Here is a 20666-nt window from a genome sequence, read left to right as displayed (position 1 = left end):
CGGCGCTGACGGGGTAGTCGAGACGGCGGTCGACAACCTGGGTGCCGCGCCCCTGATGCCGCGTGACCATGCCGGCGGCCACCAGTTCGTCGAGCGCGCGGCGCACGGTATGACGGTTGACGCCGAAGCGCCGCGCCAACGCGGACTCCGCGGGCAGCAGCTCGCCGGGGGCGTAGTCGGCACGTACCTCGCGGGCCAGCGCATCGGCCAGTGCGCGATAACGCGGGACTCGGTCGATGGCCCCTCTGGTGAGTTGTCTAGACATGTTGGCTCCAACGAAAAAGCGCTTCAGATGAAGCGCTTGCGTACCATCTGCGACAGCATGTCGAGCAGCGTCACGGCGACGATGATCACCAGCATGATCGTGGCGGTCTCGGCGTACTGGAAACCGCGCATGGTTTCCCAAAGCGCCACGCCGATGCCGCCGCCGCCGACCATGCCGAGCACCGTGGCCGAGCGAATGTTGGACTCGAAGCGGTAGAGGCTCACCGAAATCCACAGCGGCAGGACCTGGGGGATCAGACCGAATACGATCTCCTCGATGCGCCCGGCGCCGGTGACGCGGATGCCCTCCATGGGGCCGGCTTCGCTGGCCTCGACGGCCTCGGAGAAGAGCTTGGCGAGCACGCCGGTGGTGTGGACGAACAGCGCCAGGGTGCCGGCGAAGGGACCGAGCCCCACGGCGACCACAAAGAGCATGGCGAAAACCAGCTCGTTGATGGCGCGGCAGGCGTCCATCAGCCGGCGCATGGGCTGGTAGACCCACCAGGGCACCAGGTTCTCGGACGACAGCAGGCTGCACGGGATGGCCAGCACGATCGCCAGCAGCGTGCCCCATATGGCGATCTGGATGGTCACCAGCATCTGGTCGATGTACCGACCCAGGTTGCCGAATGCCGGCGGAAAGAAATCGGCGGCAAGCTCGGCCATGTTGCCGGCGTTGGCGACCAACGCGCCGGGATTCATCTCGGTGCCGTGCCAGGCCCAGGCCAGCACGCCCAGGGCGCCGGCCCAGCCGAGCAGGTTGATCCAGCTGCGCTTGGCCGGGGCGTTGGCCAGCGTGGGAGTCGTTGCGGTCATGAAAAGTCTCCNACGACAGCAGGCTGCACGGGATGGCCAGCACGATCGCCAGCAGCGTGCCCCATATGGCGATCTGGACGGTCACCAGCATCTGGCCGATGTAACGCTCCAGGTTGCCGAACGCCGGCGGAAAGAAGTCGGCGGTGAGCTCGGCCATGTTGCCGGCGTTGGCGACCAGGGCGCCAGGATCCATCTCGGTGCCTTGCCAGGCCCAGGCCAGCACGCCCAGGGCGGCGGCCCAGCCGCACAGGTTGAGCCAGCTGCGCTTGGCCGAAGCGTCGGTCAGCACGGGAGTCGTTGCGGTCATGGAAATTCTCCGGAGAGGGGCCGGACCGGCCCCTCGGAACTCGATTGCCGTATCAGGGACGAGACGGTTACTGGGCCATGGCGGTAGTCACACCCGCCTCGGCCTGCTCAGCGTCGGCCGCCTCGCGAGCCTTCAGCCGCTCGTCGAGATCGTCCAGTTGGGCATCGAGCTCGGCCAGTAGCCGCTCGCGCTCCTCGGCGTCGAGGCTGTCGTCACCGGCGATGCTGGCGCGCTGCTTGAACAGCTCGAGCTGGCGAATGGGCAGCAGTTGATCGTTGTCAGAGGCGCTGAAGTGCGCCCACTGCAGCGGTGCGATCTTCTCGCGCTGCTCCTCGGTCTCGCCGTAGCTGAGGATGAAATCGCGCAGGCGGGTCTTCATCGGCTCAGACAGGCCTTCGCGCCACACCAGCGGATCGGACGGGATCAGCGGTGACTGCCAGATCACCTTGAGCTGCTCGGCCTTGTCCGGATGCGCCATCTCCAGACGCTCCATGCTCTCGGTATTGAAGGTGGCAACATCGACCTGGCGGTTGGCCACCGACAGGGCGTTAGTCTCGTGGTTGGAGTTCAGGGTGCGCTTGAAGATCTCGCTGGCCACGACACCGTTCTGGGCGAAGACGTAGTAGCTCGGCACCAGGAAGCCCGAGGTCGAGTTGGGATCGCCGTTGCCGAAGGTCAGCTCGGAGGCGTTGGCCAGCACGTCCTCGACGCTTTCCAGGGGGCTGTCCTGGTGCACGATCAGCAGGCTCCAGTAGCCCGGCTCGCCGTTCTCGGGCACGGTCTGGGCGAAGATCTCACCCCCCGCGCGGTCGACCGCCTCCATGGCCGACTTGTTGCCGTACCAGGCGAGGTCGATCTTGTCGAAGCGCATGGCCTGGATCACCGCGGCGTAGTCGTTGGCGAAGAACGGCTCGACCTCGACGCCGAGGCTCTCGGCCATGTCGTCGAGGAAGGGGCGCCACAGCGGCTCCTGGTTCTGGCTGGCCTCGGTGGAGATGATGCCGAAGCGCAGCGTGTCGATCTCCTCCTCGGCGGCGGCGAACTGGCTGCCCAGCAGGCCAAGGCCGGCGATCAGCGGCAGGGTGAGACGGCGAAGATTAAGGCTCATGTTGGTAACCTCTTGGTGGCGGTTGCGGTGGTTCAGCTGGCAGCGGCGCCCAGGGCGACGCGGGCGGCGACGGGTACATGAGGCTGACGCGGCTCGTCGAACCCGGCGTTCTCGTAGAGCGCCTTGAGCCGTGTCTCGGTGAGGCCTTCGGTCCGGCCGTCGTAGTAGAGGCGCCCCTGCTTGAGGGCGATGGCCCGCAAGCAATAGCGGCGTGCGTAGTCGACCTGATGCAGGGAAACGAGCACGGTGCGGCCATCCTCGGCATTGATGCGCTTGAGGATGTCCATGACCTCGCGCGCACTGCGCGGGTCGAGCGAGGCGATGGGCTCGTCGGCGAAGATCACCTCGGCGTCCTGCATCAGCACGCGGGCGATCGCCACGCGCTGCATCTGGCCGCCGGAGAGGGTGTTGGCGCGCTGCTCGGCGACCTCGGCCAGGCCGACCCTGGCCAGTGCCTGGTGCGCCCGGCGGCGCTCCTCCTCACTGAAGCGTCCCAGCAGCGCGCGCCAGCGCGGCATCGAGCCCAGGCGACCGATCAGCACGTTGGTCAACACGCTGAGTCGGCCGACGAGGTTGAACTGCTGGAAGATGTAGCCACAGCGGCAGCGCTGGGCACGCGAGCCGCGCAGCAAGCGGCCGTCGCGCTGGATATCGCGGCCCAGGAGCCAAACGCGGCTGCCCTCATGGCGGTTGGCGGAGGTGAGCCCCACCAGATGACGCAGCAGGGTGGACTTGCCCGAGCCGGACGGCCCGATCAGGGCCACCATTTCGCCGGCCTCGATCTCGAAGCCGACCTCGCTGAGCACGTGGGTCTGGCCGAAGCGCTTGCTGAGCCGTTCGACGGCGATGCGGGTGGTCGACATGTTGCCCTCCTTTTGCGGATGGGCTCAGTGTCGCGGCGGGAGGTTAAGGGATGTTGTCTAGACAATAACGATTCGGTGACATTCCCCCCTCTCCTGGGCCGGCCAGGAGGGGGTTGGCGGTATGCAGCGACTTATGAAACAAGCGCTTGCCGCGAGACGAAGCATAACTGTCACGGCATTGCCATCGCAGCGTCACGACAACGGCAAGCGCCCCGCCGGGGGGCGGGGCGCGATGGAGGGGAGTGACGCGGCTCAGTGGCCGGAGTTGGGGTCGTGGGCCTCCTCGGTGTGGAAGACCTCGGGGTCCTCTTCGCCGTTGACGTGGAGGAAACCGGCCAGGCCCTTCTCCAGGCGGGAGAGCGCGTGATCCACCAGGATGTACTTGCCCGGGTACTCGACCTCGAACTCGACCATGGTGGCGCCGCCCGGGGGCACCAGGGTGGTCTGCACGTCGGTCAGCGGCGGGCTGGTCAGCGAGGCCTGGTCGTAGACCTTGTCGAAGATCTCGCCGATGACGTGGAAGCTGGAGGTGGCGTTGGGGCCGCCGACGCCGAAGAAGATGCGCACGTTGTCGCCCACGTCGGCCTCCATCTTGTGGGTCTGGGTCAGCGCATCCATGTTGCCGTTGAACATCAGGTGCTCGGGCCGTTCATCGAGCAGCTTGTCGAGAGAGAACTCCTGCAGGCCCTGGCTGCCGTGGCGCTCGGCGGTGTAGAGCTCGCCCTGCATGATGTAGAACTCGCGATCCACCAGCGACAGCCCGCCTTCCGGCTCGACCAGGATCATGCCGTACATGCCGTTGGAGATGTGCTGGGCAACCATCGGCGTGGCACAGTGGTAGACGTAGAGGCCCGGGCTCAGCGCCTTGAAGCTGAAGCTCCTGGTCTCGCCCGGGGCCGCCTGGGTCACCGCCGCCCCGCCGCCGGGACCGGTCACGGAATGGAAGTCGACCGAGTGGATGTGGGCGCTGTCCTCGGCGTTGCTCATGTTGACGTGAACGGTGTCGCCGACACGCACCCGTACCAAGGGGCCCGGCACGGTATCGTTGAAGGTCCAGTACTTGTAGCTGGAACCGTCGGCCAGGTGGCCTTCACGTTCGGTGGTCTCGAGGTTGACGGTGACCTCCTGCGGACCGCGATCGCCCACCGGTTCGCCCACGTCATGGGGGTCCATCGACAGATCCTGGGCCGCTTCGGCCGGCTCTTCCGGCTCCGCGTCGCCGACGATGAGGTTGCCGACCATGCCGGCCGCCTTGTGCCCGGGGATGCTGCACAGGTATTCGAAGTTGCCCGCCTCGTCGACGCGGAAGGCCACGGCGGTGGCCGAGCCCTGGCCGCTGATGTCGTCGGAGTCGACGCCGAAGTCGGGCAGCGCGATGTCGTGCATGGCGCCGTCGCCGTTGATCAGGTTGATCTGGACCACGGCACCGACGGGGGCGCGCAGGTCGGGATTGACTTGATCCTTGATCCTTCCCTTGTCGCCGATGAAGACCAGTTGCCCATCCTGGACCGCCGTACGCAGCGTGTAGGTCACGTCCGGCGTGACGTCGGCGGGGCTGAGGACTTTGCCATTGGCGGCGAAGGCGGGGTTGGCGAGTGCCGCGCTCACCGCGAGCAGGGCGACGGAGCGGGCGAGAACACTACGGGTGAATTTCATCGTCATTTCCTCACGGAGGAATACCTTGGGAGACGACTTGAAAGTAGCATTCTGAATACTTGTTCAAATTGACCCATGTCAGGAAGCGACTCCCAGCCTGCGGCTTCCGGGTGACTCCTGAGCGGAAAGTTGACCTGCGACAAGCAAGGTCGAGTCGCAGGGACGCCTCGCGAGCGGCCTAGACCCGCTGACGCACCATCCAGCCGTAGACCAGCCCAGCCACGATCAGGGTGGCGGCGAAGGCGTAGATGCCGATGGTGATGCCGCTGTTCCACAGGATGCTCCAGTCGCCGCCCGAGAGCGACATGGCACGGCGCATGTTGTACTCCATCTGGCCACCGAGCAGCAGCCCCAGCACCACCGGCACGGCGGGCATCTCGAGCTTGCGCAGCACGTAGCCGAACACGCCGAAGGCGAGCATCATGTAGAGGTCGAAGGCGCTGTTGCTCAATGAGTAGACACCGACGAAGGCGACCATCACCACCATCGGCATCAGGAACCAGCCGGGGGCCTGCAGCACCTTGGCGAACAGCCCCACCAGCGGGATGTTGAGGATCAGCAGCATCACGTTGCCGATGAACAGTGCCGCCACCAGGCCCCAGACCATGTCGGGCTGCTGTGAGAAGAGCAGCGGCCCCGGGGTGATGTTCATCGACAGCAGCAGCGCCAGCAGGATCGCCGTGGTGCCGCTGCCGGGGATGCCCAGCGAGAGCATGGGGATCAACGAGCCGCCGGCGGCGGCGTTGTTGCCCGCCTCCGGCGCCGCCACGCCGCGCGGGTCGCCCTGGCCGAAGCTGCCGCGCCGCCCCAGCCAGCGCCGCTCCAGGGTGTAGGAGAGAAAGCTGCCGAGCGCCGCCCCGGCCCCCGGCAGCACGCCGGCGACGAAGCCGATGAACGAGCTGCGCCCGATGGTCGGCGCGCATTTCCAAGCGCTGCGGATGCCGGGAATCGCCGAGCCCACCTTGAGGGTCGGCTTGTTGCTGCCACGGATGTCCTCGAGAAACACCAGGCACTCCGAGATGGCGAACAGGCCCACCAGGGCGACGATGAAGTCGATGCCGTCGTAGAGCTCATACCAGCCGAAGGTGTAGCGCGGCACGCTGCTCACCGAGTCGATGCCCACCGTGCCCAGCAGCAGCCCCAGGCAGGCGGCGAGGAAGCTCTTCACCAGGCTGCCGCTGGTCACCCCGCCGATGGTGGCGAAGGCGAGCACGAACAGCGCGAAGTACTCGGCCGGGCCGAAGCGGATGGCGAACCCCACCAGCAGCGGGGCGAATAGGGTGAGGCCGATGGTGGCCACGGTGGCGCCGACGAACGAGGCCACGCCGGAGAGCCCCAGGGCCTCGCCGCCACGGCCCTTGAGCGCCATGGGATAGCCGTCGAGGGTGGTCATGACCGCCGGCTCGTCGCCAGGGATGTTGAGCAGGATCGAGCTGATCCGCCCGCCGTACATGCAGCCGTAGTAGATGCTGACGAGCAGGATCAGCGCCGCGGTGGGTGCCAGGCCGAAGTTGAAGGCCAGCGGGATCATCAGCGCCACGCCGTTGACCGGGCCGAGCCCCGGCAGCGCCCCGATCAGGGTACCCACGGCGCAACCGATGAGGGCCAGGAACAGGTGCTGTGGCTCGAGCGCCACGACGAACCCCTGGGCGAGGAAAGCCAATATGTCCATCGTCAGGCCTTACCAGTCGAGGCCCGGCATGTTGGGCAGCGGCATGCCGAGCACGAATTCGAACAGCCCGTAGAGCCCGACCGCGAGCAGAGCGCCGCAGACGAGCGAGGCCCGCCAGGTCGCACCGAACAGGCGTATCAGCAGCACCACGCAGACCAGGCTGGCGGGCAGGAAGCCCAGCGGCTTGAGCAAGCCGGCATAGAGGCCGAGCAGCAGCAGCGCCGCCGCCTGTCTGAACAGGGCGGCGCGCTGCGGCCAGCGCTGGTTGACGCCCGGGCGAATCACCAGATAGGCCGCGAACAGCCCCATCGGCACGCTGACCAGGCGCGGAAAGGCCCCGGGGCCCACGGCCTGACCGAAGCCGGCGGGGAAGGTGTGGGAGTACCACCAGGCCCCCACCGCCATCAGCAACAGCACGACGCCGGCGATACGGTCGGCGACGGCCCCCGAGACCTGATCCGGGTGCAGACCGGGCTCGCTCACTCGATGACCCCGATCTCGCGCGACACCGACTCGACCTCGTCGATGGTCTCTCGGACGTAGTCGGTGAAGTCCTCGCCGCCGCGCCACAGCGGCACCAGGCCATTCTGCTGGGCGGTCTCCTTCCACTCGTCGCTCTGGTAGAGCGTCTCCAGTGTCTCGACCATCTCCGCGTAGTCCTCGTCGGAGACCTCACCGCCGGTATAGAAGCCGCGCCAGTTGTAGCCGGTCACGTCGTAGCCCTGGGATACCGCGGTGGGCAGCTCGTCGAAGGGCTCGGGCAGCGACTCGTCGGAGAGCACCGCCAGCACGCGTACGTCGCCGGACTCGATGAAGCCGGCGATCTCGCCGAGGTCGGTGGAGACCATGTCGACGTGGCCGCCCATCATCTGCGTCACCGCCGGGCCGCCGCCGTCGAACTGTACCCAGCGCACGCTGGCCATCTGCTCGGCCGGCATGCCCGCTTCCTTGGCCACCAGCAGCGCACGGATGTGATCCCAGCCGCCGGCGCCGCTGGAGCCCGCCATGGCCACCGCGCTCGGGTCGTCGAGCATGGCGTCGAGGAGCTCCTCGAGGCTCTCGTAGGGGCTTTCGTCGTCGACCAGGATCACGCCCACGTCGGTGCCCAGCATGGCCAGCCAGCGCATGGTATCGGCGTCGCCGGGGTACTGCCCCTGGGCGATCTGGGTCATGCCCACGGTGCTGGTCGCCACGATCAGATCGCTGTCGTCGGCACGACTGCCGGCCACGTTGGAGAACGCCACGGCGCCCACGCCGCCCGGCATGTTGGTGACCTGCACGTTGCCGTCGGTGAGTTCCAGCTCGCGCAGCAGCTTGGCCACCGAGCGACAGGTGAAATCCCAGCCGCCGCCGGGGTCGGCCGGAGCGATGCATTCGCTGATCGGCAGCGCCTGGCTTGGGGCGCTGACCGCCAGCCCCAGCCCCAGCAGGGCGGAGGCGGCGAAACCGTGGCGGGCATGCTTGATGGTGCGCATTGTCGTGTCCCTCGCTGTTCATTGTGGTTGTGTCGCTCGTGGCCGGCATTGCCGCGCGGCACTGCACGAGGCGCCGCGCTTTCTGCAGGTTAGCTCATATAACGCCCCGCGCCCGAAGATCGGCAATCTCCCCTTCTTCAACGCCCAGCTCGCGCAGGACCTCGTCGCTATGCTCGCCGAGGCCGGGCACGGGGCGGTGTACCGCCGCGGGGGCCTCGCTCATCTTGACCGGGAAGCCGGTCGCGGGGATGCGCCCCAGCTCGCCCTGGTCGATCTCGATCTTCATCTGCTGGGCCTGGACCTGAGGGTCGTCGAAGGTCTCGCGCAGGTCGTGGACGCGTCCGCAAGGCACTCCGGCCCGGTTGAGATGCGCGATCCACGCGTCGACGCTGCGCCGCTCGATGGCCCGCGTCAGGATCTCGCGCAGGGCTTCGCGGTGGACCATGCGCCGGGCGTTGTCGGCGAAGCGTTCGTCGTCGAGCAGGTGCAGCATGTCCAGCGCCCGCAGGAAGCGCTCGACCATGATGTCGTTGCTGGGGGCGATGGCCACCTCGCCGTCACTGGCGCGGAACAGGCCGTAGGGATAGAGCATGGGGTGGTCGTTGCCGGTACGCGCCGGGACCTGGCCGGTGGCGAAGTACTCCGCCGCCAGGTAGCCCATCATGCCGATCAGCCCGTTGGTCAGCGCGGTCTCGACGATCTCTCCCTGCCCGCTGCGCTCGCGTCGCACCAGCGCCGCGCAGATGCCGAAGGCCAGGTTCTGGCTGGCCACCATGTCGCTGATCGGCGGCGCCGCGCGCATGGGTTCGCCGTCGGCGGGGCCATTGACGCCCATGAAGCCGCTCATGGCCTGGGCGATGAAGTCGTAGGCGGGCCGGTCGCGGTAGGGCCCGGTGGAGCCGAAGCCGTTGATGCGCCCGACGACCAGGCGAGGGTGGCGTTGGCGCAGGGTCTCGTCGGCGAGCCCCATCTTCTCCAGCACGCCGGGACGAAAATTCTCCACCAGCACGTCGGCCCCTTCCAGCAGGCGATGCAGGATCGCCTTGCCCGCTTCGCTGCGCAGGTCGAGCGTCAGCGAGCGCTTGTTGCGGTTGAACTGGGCGAAGTACCAGCTGAAGCCGTCCACGATGTTGCCCTGGGAGCGCAAGATGTCGCCGCGCCCCGGCGGCTCGATCTTGATCACCTCGGCGCCGTGGTCGCCGAGGATCTGGGTGCAGAAAGGGCCCGATATGACCCGCGTCAGGTCGATCACGCGGATCCCGTCCAGGGCGCCCGCCGCCCGCGAGGCTGGGTGCGCCATGCTCATCCTCTTGCCGTGGCCACGGCCGAGCAGTCGCTCAGCGCCAGCCGCGGGCCCGCCTTGGAGACCTGCGCCGGCAGCGGCCGCCCCATCAGGCGGGTGGCGAGCTGCGCCGCCGCGATCATCCGCTCCAGGTCGATGCCGGTCTCGATGCCCATCTCGCCGAGCAGGTAGACCAGGTCCTCGCTGGCGATGTTGCCCGTCGCCTTCGGCGCGAACGGGCACCCTCCCAGCCCGCCGATCGAGCTCTCGTAGCGATCGACGCCGAGCGCGAGGCCCTGCATGACGTTGGCCAGCCCGATGCCGCGGGTATTGTGGAAGTGCAGGGTCGGCGCCACCCCGGGGGCCACCTCGCGCAGGTGGGCGATGCGCTCCGCCACCAGCGGCGGCGTGGCCATGCCGGTGGTGTCGCCCAGCGACACGTAGCGCGCGCCGAGGTCGGCGAAGTGGCGCGCGATGCGCCCCACCGCGGCGACCTCGACGTCGCCCTCGAAGGGGCAGCCGAAGCAGGTGGCGATGGCGCCGCGCAGCTCGATGCCGCTGCCCTCGAGCCGCCGCGCCACCTGCTCGAAGCTGGCCAGGGACTCGGCCACGCTGGCATTGACGTTCTTGGCGTTGTGGCTCTCCGAGGCCGAGACGAACAGCACCACCGAGTCGATACCCGCTTCCAGGGCCCGCTCGGCGCCGCGCAGGTTGGGCACCAGCGCCGAGAAGTGCACGTCGCGGATATCGCGGAGTTCGGCCACCAGCTCCGCGGCATCGGCCAGCGCCGGCACCGCGCGGGGACTGACGAAGGAGGTCAGCTCGAACTCGCGGACCCCGGCCGCGACCAGCGCGCGCACCAGCTCGGCCTTTTGTGCCGTGGGAAGCAGCACCTTCTCGTTCTGCAGGCCATCGCGCGGGCCCACTTCGGTGACGTGAACCCGCTTGGGCGCCCTGATCGCGTCGAGCATGATGGTTAGCCAGGCAAGGGATTTCCTCGACTGTACGTAGCCGGCTCGCACTGCCACCATGCGCCTTTCGTTGTATGCCGGCCTGGCGAGGAGAGCCCGCCGAGGTACTTCAGCGCGGTCTCGACCGGGAGGCGTTCGGCAGGTCGAGCAGTCGCCACCTAGTCGCCGTCGGCCAGCGCCGGCAACAGCACCTTGAGCTTGCGCGTCAGGGTATTGCGCCCCCAGCCCAGCAGCTCGGCGGCTTCGCCCTTGCGCCCGCCAGTGTGCTTCAGAGCGGTCTCGATCAGGATGCGTTCGAAATCCGGCACGGCCTCCTCGAGCAGATGCGTGTGCCCGGCGGCCAGGGCACGGTCGGCCCAGTCGCGAAAGGCGGCGCGCCAGTCGCCGCTGGCCACCTCGCCACCCTCGCCCTGGCGCAGCTCCGGCGGCAGGTCCTCGACCAGGATCTCGCGCCCCGAGGCCATCACCGTCAGCCAGCGGCAGGTATTCTCCAGCTGACGCACGTTGCCCGGCCACGGCAGGCGGGTCAGGTGGGCCTCGGCGTCCTTGGTCAGCACCTTGACGTCGGTGGCGAGCTCCTTGGCCGCCTCGGCCAGGAAGTGGCGTGCCAGGCGCGGGATGTCCTCGCGCCGCTCGGCGAGCTTGGGCAGGTGCACGCGGATCACGTTGAGACGATGGAAGAGGTCCTCGCGGAAGCGGCCGTCCTCCACCAGCCGCTCGAGGTTCTGGTGGGTCGCGGCGATGATGCGCACGTCCACCTTGACCGGGGTGTGGCCGCCGACGCGGTAGAATTCACCGTCGGCCAGCACGCGCAGCAGGCGGGTCTGGGTCTCGGCGGGCATGTCGCCGATCTCGTCGAGGAACAGCGTGCCGCCGTTGGCCTGCTCGAAGCGCCCCTGCCGGCTCGCCGTGGCGCCGGTGAAGGCGCCCTTCTCGTGGCCGAACAGCTCCGACTCGATCAGGTCGCGGGGTATCGCCGCCATGTTCAGGGCGATGAAGGGATGACTGGAGCGCGGGCTGTGCTGGTGCAGGGCGCGGGCCACGCGCTCCTTGCCGGTACCCGACTCGCCGTTGATCAGCACCGTGATGTGCGAGTGCGACAGCCTGCCGATGGCACGGAATACCTCCTGCATCGCCGGTGCCTCGCCGATGATCTCGGCGTCGAGACCCTCGGGCACGCTGACCGGGCGCTTGCGCTCGCGGGCATGGGCCACGGCCCGGCGCACCAGCGCCAGCGCCTCGTCGACGTCGAACGGCTTGGGCAGGTATTCGAAGGCACCGCCCTGGTAGGAGGCCACGGCGCTGTCGAGGTCGGAGTGGGCGGTCATCACGATGACCGGCAGGTCGGGGTGCACCTCGCGCACCCGCGACATCAGGTCGAGGCCGTCGATGCCCGGCATGCGGATGTCGGTGACCAGCACGTCGGGCGGGTCGTCGAGCAGGCGGCTGAGCGCCACGTCGGCCCGCTCGATGCATTCGACCTCGAGGTCGGGCTGTGCCAGGGCGCGCTCCAGCACCCAGCGAATGGCGCGGTCGTCGTCGACCACCGCGACACGTGCGACATCAGTCATGGCGCCTCTCCAATGGTATAAGCAGACGGAACTCGGTATGGCCGGGGCGGGAATCGCACTCGATCAGCCCCTGGTGCTGATGCAGGATGCCCTGGGCGATGGAAAGACCCAGCCCGCTGCCATCGGCACGCCCCGAGACCATGGGATAGAACAGGGTTTCCTGCAGGCTCTCGGGCACGCCGGGGCCGTTGTCGATCAGGGCCACCTCGCAGACCAGGCGATGCCGCTCCGCGCCCAGGGTGAACTGGCGGCGCGCCCGGGTGCGCAGCAGCAGGCTCGGCGCCTCGGTGCCGGCCTCGGTCATCGCCTCCACGGCGTTGCGCGCCACGTTGAGCACCGCCTGGATCATCTGTGCCTCGTCGCCGGGGAAGTCCGGCAGGCTGGGGTCGTAGTCGCGTTCGATGGCCACCGTCGGGGTCTCGGCAAGCAGCAGGGTGCGCACCCGCTCCAGCACCTTGTGCACGTTGAGCGGCTCGTGGCGCACCAGCTTGTTCGGCCCCAGCATGCTGTCGACCAGGTCGCGCAGGCGGTCGACCTCCTCGACGATGATGCGGGTGAACTCCTGCAGGGCGGGGTCGTCGAGGTCGCGCTCCAGCAACTGTGCGGCGCCACGGATTCCGCCCAGGGGGTTCTTGACCTCGTGGGCCAGTCCGCGGGACAGCACCTTGATCGCTTCCTGCCGGTTGAGCAGGGCCTCCTCGCGGGAGATGCGCAGCAGCCGGTCGCGGGGCTCCATCTCCACCAGCAGCTCCGTCGCCGACAGCGGCGTCACCGTATAGTCGATCGTGACCACGCCGCCACCGACCAGCGCCAGCCTGACCTCGCGCTGGGTAAAGGGATGCTGGTCGTCACGGGCCTTGGCCAATACCTCGCCCATGCCGTCATCCTCGGCCAGCAGCGTCGCCAGGCCGAGCCCCTTCACCCGGCCCAGGCTGACCGCCAGCAGCGCTTCGGCCGCCGGGTTCATCCAGCTCAGCCGCAGCTCGTCATCGAGCAGCAGCACCGCGGTGGTGAGGTGTTCCATCAGGCGTCGGTACATGAACGACCTATCCCAGGTGATCGCAGGAGTGCATGGGGCAGCCCTTGCATCGTCATGGCGCATCGCTGGGACCCCCGTCGATGCGCCGGGCAACGCCCGGGAGCGAACCACGCTCTGGCAAGAAGCCAAGCAAGAAGCGCGCCAACCCTTCCCGGCGCGGCATGGCGCCGTTTCAGGGCGAATGCCTCGGGCGCTCATGCACTATGATGGTGCATCGTGGTGGCATCTGCCAAGCCAGGGAGCAGGCGACACCACCGTCGTGGTGCAGCCAAGTCAGGTAGGGCGAACCGGAGTGGGGCGCCAGGCCGAGACAGGCCCGGAAATGTCAGCTGCCCTCCTGGGGCAGTGCCACATTGGCTCGCTGCACGTAGAGCGTGACCGGCGGGCTGCGGTGGCGCACCTGCCCCTGGGCGTCGAGCAACTCCGCCTGCAGCACGTACTCGCCGCGGTCGAGATCGCTGAGCATGAAGGCGCGGGTATGCATGGGAGTCTGACTCACCCGGCCGTCGACCAGTAGCCGCACGCTGTGGTCGGGACGCAGCTCCGGCTCGATGGCCAGCTCCACCTGCAGGTTGCCGGCGTCGCTGGCGGGAAGGTCCGCCCCGGGCTCCGGCGAGCGGATGCGGAAAGTGTCGTAGGGCATGAAGGGCTGGCCAGGCGCTTCGCCGCGGCGAGGGGCGAGGCCCTCGACGCGCGCCGGCTCGCCCTGGCCTGCCTCGGAGCGCGAGGGGATCACGGTCAGCGGCGCCAGCTCGACCGGCTCGCCACCGCGCTCGGGGTCGTCGGTGAAGATCACCTTGCCCTGCGCATCGGTGGTGCGATAGACGGTGGTGGCCAGCGCCTCCTGCCACACCAGCACGCCCAGCAGACACAGCGCGATCGCCTTGCCCATGAGGACTCTCCCTTCGACGGCGCCCCGCGCAGCCCTGCCGGCGGTCAGCCGCTGTGCCGATGAACGTGTTTCGTCGCAGCCTTGTGCCCACCCAGTGTACGACAAAAAGGGGCCCCGCGATGCGGAGCCCCTCGTGGCGTGCCGGCGCTCGCCGGACGCGGCTGCTCAGCAGCTGTAGTACATGTCGAACTCGATCGGGTGCGTGGTCATGCGGATCCGCTCGACGTCTTCCATCTTCAGCTCGATGTAGGCGTCGATCATGTCGTCGGTGAACACGCCGCCCTCGGTGAGGAAGGCACGATCCGCGTCCAGCGCCTCGAGGGCCTGATCCAGGCTGCTGGCAACGGTGGGTACCAGCTTGCCCTCTTCCGGCGGCAGGTCGTAGAGGTTCTTGTCCATCGCATCGCCAGGATGGATCTTGTTCTTGATACCGTCGATGCCGGCCATCAGCATGGCAGCGAACGCCAGGTAGGGGTTGGCGGTCGGGTCGGGGAAGCGAGCCTCGACACGCTTGCCCTTGGGGCTCGCGGTATACGGGATGCGGATGGAAGCCGAGCGGTTGCGGGCGCTGTAGGCCAGCATGACCGGCGCTTCGAAGCCCGGCACCAGACGCTTGTAGGAGTTGGTGGACGCGTTGGTGAAGGCGTTCAGGGCACGGGCGTGCTTGATGATGCCGCCGATGTAGTAGAGCGCCATTTCCGACAGGCCGGCGTACTGGTCGCCGGCGAACTGGTTCTGGCCGTCCTTCCAGAATGACTGGTGCACGTGCATGCCGCTGCCGTTGTCACCGACCAGTGGCTTGGGCATGAAGGTGGCAGTCTTGCCGTAGGCGTGGGCCACGTTGTGGATCACGTACTTCATTTCCTGGACTTCGTCGGCCTTCTTCACCAGCGTGTTGAACTTCACGCCGATCTCGTTCTGGCCGGCGTTGGCCACCTCGTGGTGGTGCACCTCGACGCTCTGGCCGATGGCTTCCAGGGTGTTGCACATGGCGCCGCGAATGTCATGGAAGCTGTCGACCGGGGGTACCGGGAAGTAGCCGCCCTTGACCCGCGGACGATGCGCCAGGTTGCCGCCCTCGAGCTGACGGTCGGTGGCCCAGGCGCCCTCCTCGGAGGTGATCTTGTACATGGCACCTTCGATGTCGGCCTTCCAGTGCACCTCGTCGAAGATGAAGAACTCGGGCTCGGGGCCGAAGAAGGCGGTGTCGCCCAGGCCGGTCGACTGCAGGTAGGCCTCGGCGCGCTTGGCGATGGAGCGCGGGTCGCGCTCGTAGCCCTGCATGGTGGCCGGCTCGATGATGTCGCAGCGCAGCACCAGGGTGGCGTCCTCGGTGAACGGGTCGAGGAAGGCGGTGCCGTCTTCCGGACGCAGGATCATGTCGGATTCGTTGATGCCCTTCCAGCCGGAGATGGAGGAGCCATCGAACATCTGGCCGTTCTCGAAGAATTCCTCGTCGACGTCACGAGCCGGAATGGTGACGTGCTGTTCCTTGCCCCGCGTGTCGGTGAAGCGCAGGTCGACCCACTTCACGTCATGTTCTTCGATCAGGGCGAGAGTCTTGGCTGACATGTGTGTCCTCCGTTGAGCTGTGGCTCGATTCGATTGGCTGAAGTCCACTGGCGCTGGTTCATTGCAGCGCCTGTTGTAACACGCAGTGGGCCGGCTGCCCACGGTCGCCATGCACGGGCATGGCGAGCTGCCCAGCAAATGCAGGAGGCATGCCAAAGATGCACCACCCGAGCTCAACGCAAGAGTAATCGGTTGTTTTAACGGAAGAATAAATTGCACCGCGCCGTACCGAACTGCACCAAGCCTGCCCGACCGGGCCCAGCAAGAGGCGTCAGTCCACCAAATAAGCGCCACATTGGTGCAGTCGCACACCTGATGCACCAAACAAGTGCGCAAGCAGGAGGCGTCAGGCGGTCTCGATCGACACGCGGGCCTGGCAGGCGCGCAGGCGCTCGAGCAGATCGGGCAACGCATCGCTGCCCAGCTGCGGGTCGAAGCCGCCGATGCGCTCGAACCAGGTCCGTGCCACCCAGAAGGTATCCAGCGGCGAGGGGCGCTGCAGCAACCACCACCAGCGCAGCCAGCTGTGACGGCGCACCGGCAGGACGGCAGCGTCCCAGCCGTTGCCGAGGTCGAGATCGACCAGCCGATGGCTCAGCCAGTCGGCGGCCCGCCGATCGCCCAGGCCGGGGAAGAGCAGGACCTCACCACGGCTGGCCCGCACCGCGGCATTCAAGCGACCGCCCAGGCTGGAGGAGCTGCTCGACAGCAGCACGGCACGATAGCGCTGCGCCAGGTCCGGCAGCCGGCGATCCCCGGTATCGTCCACCAGCAGCAGCTCGTAGCCGCCCTGCCACTGCTGGGCGGCCTGCTCGAAGATGACCAGGCTGCGAGGCAGTTTCGCCCCGGCGGCGCGCGCATCGAATATGACACTGGCAAGGGTCATGTTTCAGGCTCCACCGAAGCAGGAAAGGTCAACCCGACAGCATATTGAGTTACGAACTGTGTAGATAAGTGTAGAAAAGTGTCGATGAAATTCCCTGGCTGAATTTTGTCCCACCGCACCGCTCACCTCCTGCCCGGCACGCTGGGGCGGGAACATTGCCCGGCCACCCCCGGGCACATGGGGAGAGCCACGCCTTGGATTGAGAAAAAGCTGATGGAGAGGTTGTGCTATTCCCCTTCGCCGCTTATCTGTACAATGCGCCACCACTCCCCTACCCCGCGCCTAGGGTACGTCCTTTCCGATGTGTACATAGGTGCGTACCTGTTGATGAGTCACACCCTATGAACACAGCTGTAACCCCCTCTCGCATCGAGAGTCTGCGCAATATTGCCATCATCGCCCACGTCGACCACGGCAAGACCACGCTGGTCGACAAGCTCCTGAGCCAGTCCGGCACGCTCGACCGCAAGGCCGAGGGGCAGGAGCGGATCATGGACTCCAACGACCAGGAGAAGGAGCGCGGCATCACCATCCTGGCCAAGAACACCGCGATCCGCTGGCAGGACGGCAACGGTCGCGACTATCACATCAACATCGTCGACACCCCCGGACACGCCGACTTCGGCGGCGAGGTGGAGCGCGTGATGTCGATGGTCGACTCGGTACTGCTGCTGGTCGACGCCGTCGACGGCCCCATGCCGCAGACCCGCTTCGTGACCCAGAAGGCCTTCGCCCAGGGCCTCAAGCCGATCGTGGTGGTCAACAAGATCGATCGCCCCGGCGCCCGCCCCGACTGGGTCATCGACCAGATCTTCGACCTGTTCGACAACCTCGGCGCCACCGACGAGCAGCTCGACTTCCCGATTGTCTACTGCTCGGCGCTCAACGGCATCGCCGGCATGGACCCGGCGGAACTGGCCGAGGACATGTCGCCCATGTTCCAGGCCATCATCGACATCGTCGAGCCGCCGGCGGTGGAGCTCGACGGTCCGTTCCAGATGCAGATCTCGGCGCTGGACTACTCCAGCTACGTGGGCGTCATTGGCCTGGGCCGCATCAAGCGCGGCTCGGTCAAGCCCAACCAGCCGATCGTGGTCATCGGTACCGACGGCAAGACCCGCAAGGGCAAGGTCGGCCAGGTCATGACCCACCTGGGCCTCGAGCGCGTGCAGACCGAACTCGCCGCCGCCGGCGACATCGTCTGCATCACCGGCATCGACGAACTCTCCATCTCCGACACGCTGTGCGATCCGGCCGCCGTCGAGGCGCTGCCGCCGCTGTCGGTGGACGAGCCCACCGTCTCCATGACCTTCCAGGTCAACGACTCGCCCTTCGCCGGCCGCGACGGCAAGTATGTCACCAGCCGCAACATCAAGGATCGCCTCGAGCAGGAGCTGATCCACAACGTGGCGCTGCGCGTCGAACAGGGCGAGAGCCCGGAGAAGTTCAAGGTCTCCGGCCGTGGCGAGCTGCACCTCTCGGTGCTGATCGAAACCATGCGCCGCGAAGGCTTCGAGCTGGCGGTGGGCCGCCCCGAGGTGATCATCAAAGAGATCGACGGCGTCCGGCAGGAGCCGTACGAAGAGGTGATCATCGACTGCGAGGAGCAGCACCAGGGCGCCATCATGGAGGAGCTCGGCTACCGCAAGGGCGAGCTGACCAACATGAACCCCGACGGCAAGGGCCGCGTGCGCCTGGACTTCATCATCCCCGCGCGCGGGCTGATCGGCTTCCGCGGCCAGTTCCTGACCCTGACCTCGGGCACCGGCATCCTCACCAGCCGCTTCGACCACTACGGCCCGCTCAAGCCCGACGCCGCCATCGAGCGGCGCAACGGCGTGCTGGTGTCGATGGTCGACGGCAAGGCACTGGCCTACGCGCTCTACGCCCTGCAGGAGCGCGGCAAGCTGATCATCGACCACGGCACCGAGGTCTATGAAGGCATGCTGGTGGGCATCCACAACCGTGCCAACGACCTGGTGGTCAACCCCACCAAGGGCAAGAAGCTCGACAACATGCGCGCCTCGGGCAACGACGAGAACATCGTGCTGACCCCGCCGGTGAAGTTCTCGCTGGAGCAGGCCATCGAGTTCCTCGACGACGACGAGCTGGTGGAGATCACCCCCAACCACATCCGCCTGCGCAAGAAGTTCCTCAAGGAGCACGAGCGCAAGCGCGCCAAGAAGTAACGCCATACTCCACCACAGCGCCCGCCTCCCAGGCGGGCGCTGTGCGTCGGGCCATCTGGCGACAAGCGGCTACGCTGTAGGCAAACCCAGCAGCAGCGAGGAGCCACCATGCACAAGCACGTGGAATGGGACGACCCCGGCGCCGACAGCGTGATGCGCCACTACGAGCGCAGCCCTCAGGGTTATTCGGAGCCGGGGCCCGGCGACATCCTCTCGGCCCGCTTCCAGGGGCTGGTGGCACGCATCCGGGTCGAGGCCTACGTCGACGGCACCAGCATCGGCCCGGTGGTGGCGCTGATCGAGCCGCGCAGCGGCAAGCGCCTGCAGACACGCGGCAAGCTGGTGGTCGGCGACACCGTACGCCTGCCGGATGCCAGCCGCGCCTTCGAGCCGCGCCCGGCCGAAACCGCCGGGGACGACCAGGAGCCGCAGTGACTTCCACGAAGCCGCCTCCCGGTCACCTGTCGTTCCCAACGTATCCTTAACGATCGTCTACTGGTCATGACGCGGGTTTCTGTCGCACAGTGTACGCGCCCACCGGCCGGCCCCACCCAGCCGGCACGTGGTGGCCACATTCGCAGGCCCACAAGGCCACTCGACGAGCCTCTGGAAGCATGATGAGTACGCACAACGTCTGGACACACAAGGGGACCTTCCTGCTGGCTGCCGTCGGCTCGGCAGTAGGCCTAGGCAATCTCTGGCGCTTCCCCTACCTGGCCGGCGAGAACGGCGGCGGGGCCTTCATCCTGATCTACGCCCTGACCATCTTCGCCGTGGGCATTCCGATCCTGATCGCCGAGACCATGCTCGGTCGCGCCAGCCGCCGCAGCCCGATCATGGGCATGCAGTTCCTGACCCGCACCCACAAGACCTCCCGCGCCTGGGTGTCGATCGGCTGGATGGGCGCCGCCGCGGCCTTCTTGATCCTCAGCTTCTACTCGGTGATCGCCGGCTGGGCGCTCCACTACACCTGGCTGATGCTGACCGGCACCCTGGTCGGCGCCGACGCGGCCACCATCGCCTCGGGCTTCGATGCGCTGTTGGCCTCGCCGGGCCTGCTCACGCTCTACCACACGCTGTTCATCATCGCCTCGGGAGTGATCGTGGGCATGGGCATCCACAAGGGCATCGAGAGCGGGCTGCGGATCATGATGCCGGCGCTGTTCGTGATCCTGCTGGTGGTCCTCGCCTACGGCATCGCCAACGGCGATTTCGCCGCCGCGGCGAGTTTCCTGTTCACCTTCAACCTCGGCGACCTGAGCCTCGAGGGCTGGCTCGAGGCGATGGGCCAGTCGTTCTTCACGCTGAGCCTCGGCATGGGCGCGATCATGGCCTACGGCGCCTACATGGCCAGCGACGCCTCGCTGAGCCGCACCGCCTTCGCCGTCGCCTTCGTCGACACCGCGGTGGCCATGGTCGCGGGCCTGGCGATCTTCTCGCTGGTGTTCGGCGCCGGCCTGGACGCCGCCGCCGGGCCGGGGCTGATGTTCGTGACGCTGCCGCTGGCGTTCGCCGAGATGCCCTTCGGCGGACTGATCGGCGGGGTGTTCTTCATCCTGGTGCTGGGGGCGGCGATCAGCTCCTCGATCTCGCTGATCGAGCCGGTGGCCGCCTTCCTCGTCGAGCGCTTCGATCTGACCCGCCCCCAGGCGGTGTTCGCCATGGTGGTGGCCAGCTGGGCGCTGGGCCTGCTGACGGTGGTCAGCTTCAACCTGTGGGCCGAGGCCAGCCTCTTCCACACCCTGTTCGGCCGCAGCGCCTTCGACCTCATCGAACTGTTGACCAATATCCTGATGCCGCTGGGCGGCCTGCTCATCGCGCTGTTCGCCGGCTGGGCCCTGACCCAATCCGAGGTGATGAAGGAGATGCGTACCAGCGAGGCCTGGTTCCAGGTCTGGCGCTTCCTGGTCCGCTTCGTGGCGCCCGCCGCGGTGGCCTTCGTGTTCCTGCGCACCATCCCGCTGGTCGAGGGCTACCTGCTCCCGGCCATCGGCGCGCTGATCATCGTCGGCGCCTTCGCCGCCGGTCGCACCATGCTGGCGGGAAGCGGCCAGGCGCAGTAGCACGACACCCGCCGCCTACCGGCGGCGGCGCGATTGACGC

The 20666-nt window shown here is 67.6% G+C and carries 18 protein-coding genes; 3 read left to right on the top strand and 15 right to left on the bottom strand.

Translation table 11 applies throughout. The features are described 5' to 3' along the window. The 15 genes from DIS04_RS19650 to DIS04_RS19575 form a co-directional block, all read right to left on the bottom strand. Window positions 1–265 (bottom strand): GntR family transcriptional regulator (locus DIS04_RS19650; RefSeq protein WP_162623126.1); only part of this gene is annotated, 265 nt, incomplete at its 3' end. 23 nt (window positions 266–288) lie between these two features. After that, window positions 289–1080 carry a phosphonate ABC transporter, permease protein PhnE gene (gene phnE / locus DIS04_RS19645; RefSeq protein ID WP_111415486.1) on the bottom strand — a complete coding sequence of 264 codons (792 nt, stop codon included), beginning with the start codon at window positions 1078–1080 and terminating at the stop codon, window positions 289–291. Between the two features lie 374 nt (window positions 1081–1454). Then, the gene (phnD, locus tag DIS04_RS19635) at window positions 1455–2495 is read right to left on the bottom strand and encodes a phosphonate ABC transporter substrate-binding protein (protein WP_111415485.1); all 1041 of its coding nucleotides are present in this window, start codon (window positions 2493–2495) and stop codon (window positions 1455–1457) included. A 32-nt stretch (window positions 2496–2527) separates the two neighbouring features. Beyond that, entirely contained in the window at window positions 2528–3358 is an 831-nt protein-coding gene (gene phnC, locus DIS04_RS19630) for a phosphonate ABC transporter ATP-binding protein (RefSeq protein WP_111415484.1), read from the bottom strand. Between the two features lie 252 nt (window positions 3359–3610). Beyond that, window positions 3611–5014: a copper-containing nitrite reductase gene (gene nirK / locus DIS04_RS19625; RefSeq protein WP_179951315.1), complete on the bottom strand. Its 1404-nt coding sequence runs from the start codon at window positions 5012–5014 to the stop codon at window positions 3611–3613. A gap of 178 nt (window positions 5015–5192) precedes the next feature. Beyond that, complete coding sequence (locus DIS04_RS19620; protein ID WP_111415483.1) at window positions 5193–6686, bottom strand: tripartite tricarboxylate transporter permease; 1494 nt, start codon at window positions 6684–6686, stop codon at window positions 5193–5195. Between the two features lie 9 nt (window positions 6687–6695). Next, entirely contained in the window at window positions 6696–7169 is a 474-nt protein-coding gene (locus tag DIS04_RS19615; RefSeq protein WP_111415482.1) for a tripartite tricarboxylate transporter TctB family protein, read from the bottom strand. Beyond that, a complete protein-coding gene (locus DIS04_RS19610) occupies window positions 7166–8161 on the bottom strand; it encodes a Bug family tripartite tricarboxylate transporter substrate binding protein (RefSeq protein ID WP_111415481.1) in 996 nt (331 codons plus the stop codon). Before DIS04_RS19610 ends, DIS04_RS19615 begins: the two co-directional genes overlap by 4 nt. Before the next feature lie 94 nt (window positions 8162–8255). Next, window positions 8256–9461 carry a CaiB/BaiF CoA transferase family protein gene (locus tag DIS04_RS19605; protein WP_111415480.1) on the bottom strand — a complete coding sequence of 402 codons (1206 nt, stop codon included), beginning with the start codon at window positions 9459–9461 and terminating at the stop codon, window positions 8256–8258. A gap of 2 nt (window positions 9462–9463) precedes the next feature. After that, on the bottom strand, window positions 9464–10474 hold the full coding sequence (locus DIS04_RS19600) for a hydroxymethylglutaryl-CoA lyase (protein ID WP_179951314.1): 1011 nt from the start codon (window positions 10472–10474) through the stop codon (window positions 9464–9466). Window positions 10475–10572: 98 nt separating this feature from the next. After that, window positions 10573–11985 carry a nitrogen regulation protein NR(I) gene (gene glnG, locus DIS04_RS19595; RefSeq protein WP_111415478.1) on the bottom strand — a complete coding sequence of 471 codons (1413 nt, stop codon included), beginning with the start codon at window positions 11983–11985 and terminating at the stop codon, window positions 10573–10575. After that, on the bottom strand, window positions 11978–13024 hold the full coding sequence (gene glnL, locus DIS04_RS19590) for a nitrogen regulation protein NR(II) (protein ID WP_111415477.1): 1047 nt from the start codon (window positions 13022–13024) through the stop codon (window positions 11978–11980). Before glnL ends, glnG begins: the two co-directional genes overlap by 8 nt. Window positions 13025–13349: 325 nt before the next feature. Then, window positions 13350–13916, bottom strand: a complete 567-nt coding sequence (locus tag DIS04_RS19585) for a DUF4124 domain-containing protein (RefSeq protein ID WP_111415476.1) — start codon at window positions 13914–13916, stop codon at window positions 13350–13352. 165 nt (window positions 13917–14081) lie between these two features. Further along, window positions 14082–15488 (bottom strand): glutamate--ammonia ligase, encoded by a 1407-nt coding sequence (gene glnA / locus DIS04_RS19580; protein WP_111415475.1) that lies wholly within the window; start codon window positions 15486–15488, stop codon window positions 14082–14084. Between the two features lie 346 nt (window positions 15489–15834). Next, window positions 15835–16374, bottom strand: coding sequence for a glycosyltransferase family protein (locus DIS04_RS19575; protein WP_111415474.1), 540 nt, complete (start codon window positions 16372–16374; stop codon window positions 15835–15837). Between the two features lie 341 nt (window positions 16375–16715). On the opposite strand from DIS04_RS19575, the gene typA reads away from it, so the two are divergent. From typA to DIS04_RS19560, 3 genes are all read left to right on the top strand, one after another. After that, window positions 16716–18563 (top strand): translational GTPase TypA, encoded by a 1848-nt coding sequence (gene typA / locus DIS04_RS19570; RefSeq protein ID WP_111415473.1) that lies wholly within the window; start codon window positions 16716–16718, stop codon window positions 18561–18563. Between the two features lie 108 nt (window positions 18564–18671). Continuing rightward, window positions 18672–18998 carry a hypothetical protein gene (locus tag DIS04_RS19565; RefSeq protein WP_111415472.1) on the top strand — a complete coding sequence of 109 codons (327 nt, stop codon included), beginning with the start codon at window positions 18672–18674 and terminating at the stop codon, window positions 18996–18998. Window positions 18999–19180: 182 nt separating this feature from the next. Next, window positions 19181–20626 carry a sodium-dependent transporter gene (locus tag DIS04_RS19560; protein WP_111415471.1) on the top strand — a complete coding sequence of 482 codons (1446 nt, stop codon included), beginning with the start codon at window positions 19181–19183 and terminating at the stop codon, window positions 20624–20626. Window positions 20627–20666 lie beyond the last annotated feature (40 nt).

Origin of the sequence: Billgrantia lactosivorans, from assembly GCF_003254665.1 — a bacterium.
GTDB classification, from domain to species: domain Bacteria; phylum Pseudomonadota; class Gammaproteobacteria; order Pseudomonadales; family Halomonadaceae; genus Halomonas; species Halomonas lactosivorans.
This window is presented reverse-complemented; position numbering and strand designations above follow the sequence as displayed.

Bases quoted from the DNA above. Each gene is read 5' to 3' on its own strand.
- phnE (WP_111415486.1), bottom strand. From the start codon at position 1,080: ATGACCGCAACGACTCCCACGCTGGCCAACGCCCCGGCCAAGCGCAGC.
- phnD (WP_111415485.1), bottom strand. From the start codon at position 2,495: ATGAGCCTTAATCTTCGCCGTCTCACCCTGCCGCTGATCGCCGGCCTT.
- phnC (WP_111415484.1), bottom strand. From the start codon at position 3,358: ATGTCGACCACCCGCATCGCCGTCGAACGGCTCAGCAAGCGCTTCGGC.
- nirK (WP_179951315.1), bottom strand. From the start codon at position 5,014: ATGAAATTCACCCGTAGTGTTCTCGCCCGCTCCGTCGCCCTGCTCGCG.
- DIS04_RS19620 (WP_111415483.1), bottom strand. From the start codon at position 6,686: ATGGACATATTGGCTTTCCTCGCCCAGGGGTTCGTCGTGGCGCTCGAG.
- DIS04_RS19610 (WP_111415481.1), bottom strand. From the start codon at position 8,161: ATGCGCACCATCAAGCATGCCCGCCACGGTTTCGCCGCCTCCGCCCTG.
- DIS04_RS19605 (WP_111415480.1), bottom strand. From the start codon at position 9,461: ATGGCGCACCCAGCCTCGCGGGCGGCGGGCGCCCTGGACGGGATCCGC.
- DIS04_RS19600 (WP_179951314.1), bottom strand. From the start codon at position 10,474: ATGGTGGCAGTGCGAGCCGGCTACGTACAGTCGAGGAAATCCCTTGCC.
- glnG (WP_111415478.1), bottom strand. From the start codon at position 11,985: ATGACTGATGTCGCACGTGTCGCGGTGGTCGACGACGACCGCGCCATT.
- glnL (WP_111415477.1), bottom strand. From the start codon at position 13,024: ATGTACCGACGCCTGATGGAACACCTCACCACCGCGGTGCTGCTGCTC.
- DIS04_RS19585 (WP_111415476.1), bottom strand. From the start codon at position 13,916: ATGGGCAAGGCGATCGCGCTGTGTCTGCTGGGCGTGCTGGTGTGGCAG.
- glnA (WP_111415475.1), bottom strand. From the start codon at position 15,488: ATGTCAGCCAAGACTCTCGCCCTGATCGAAGAACATGACGTGAAGTGG.
- DIS04_RS19575 (WP_111415474.1), bottom strand. From the start codon at position 16,374: ATGACCCTTGCCAGTGTCATATTCGATGCGCGCGCCGCCGGGGCGAAA.
- typA (WP_111415473.1), top strand. From the start codon at position 16,716: ATGAACACAGCTGTAACCCCCTCTCGCATCGAGAGTCTGCGCAATATT.
- DIS04_RS19565 (WP_111415472.1), top strand. From the start codon at position 18,672: ATGCACAAGCACGTGGAATGGGACGACCCCGGCGCCGACAGCGTGATG.
- DIS04_RS19560 (WP_111415471.1), top strand. From the start codon at position 19,181: ATGAGTACGCACAACGTCTGGACACACAAGGGGACCTTCCTGCTGGCT.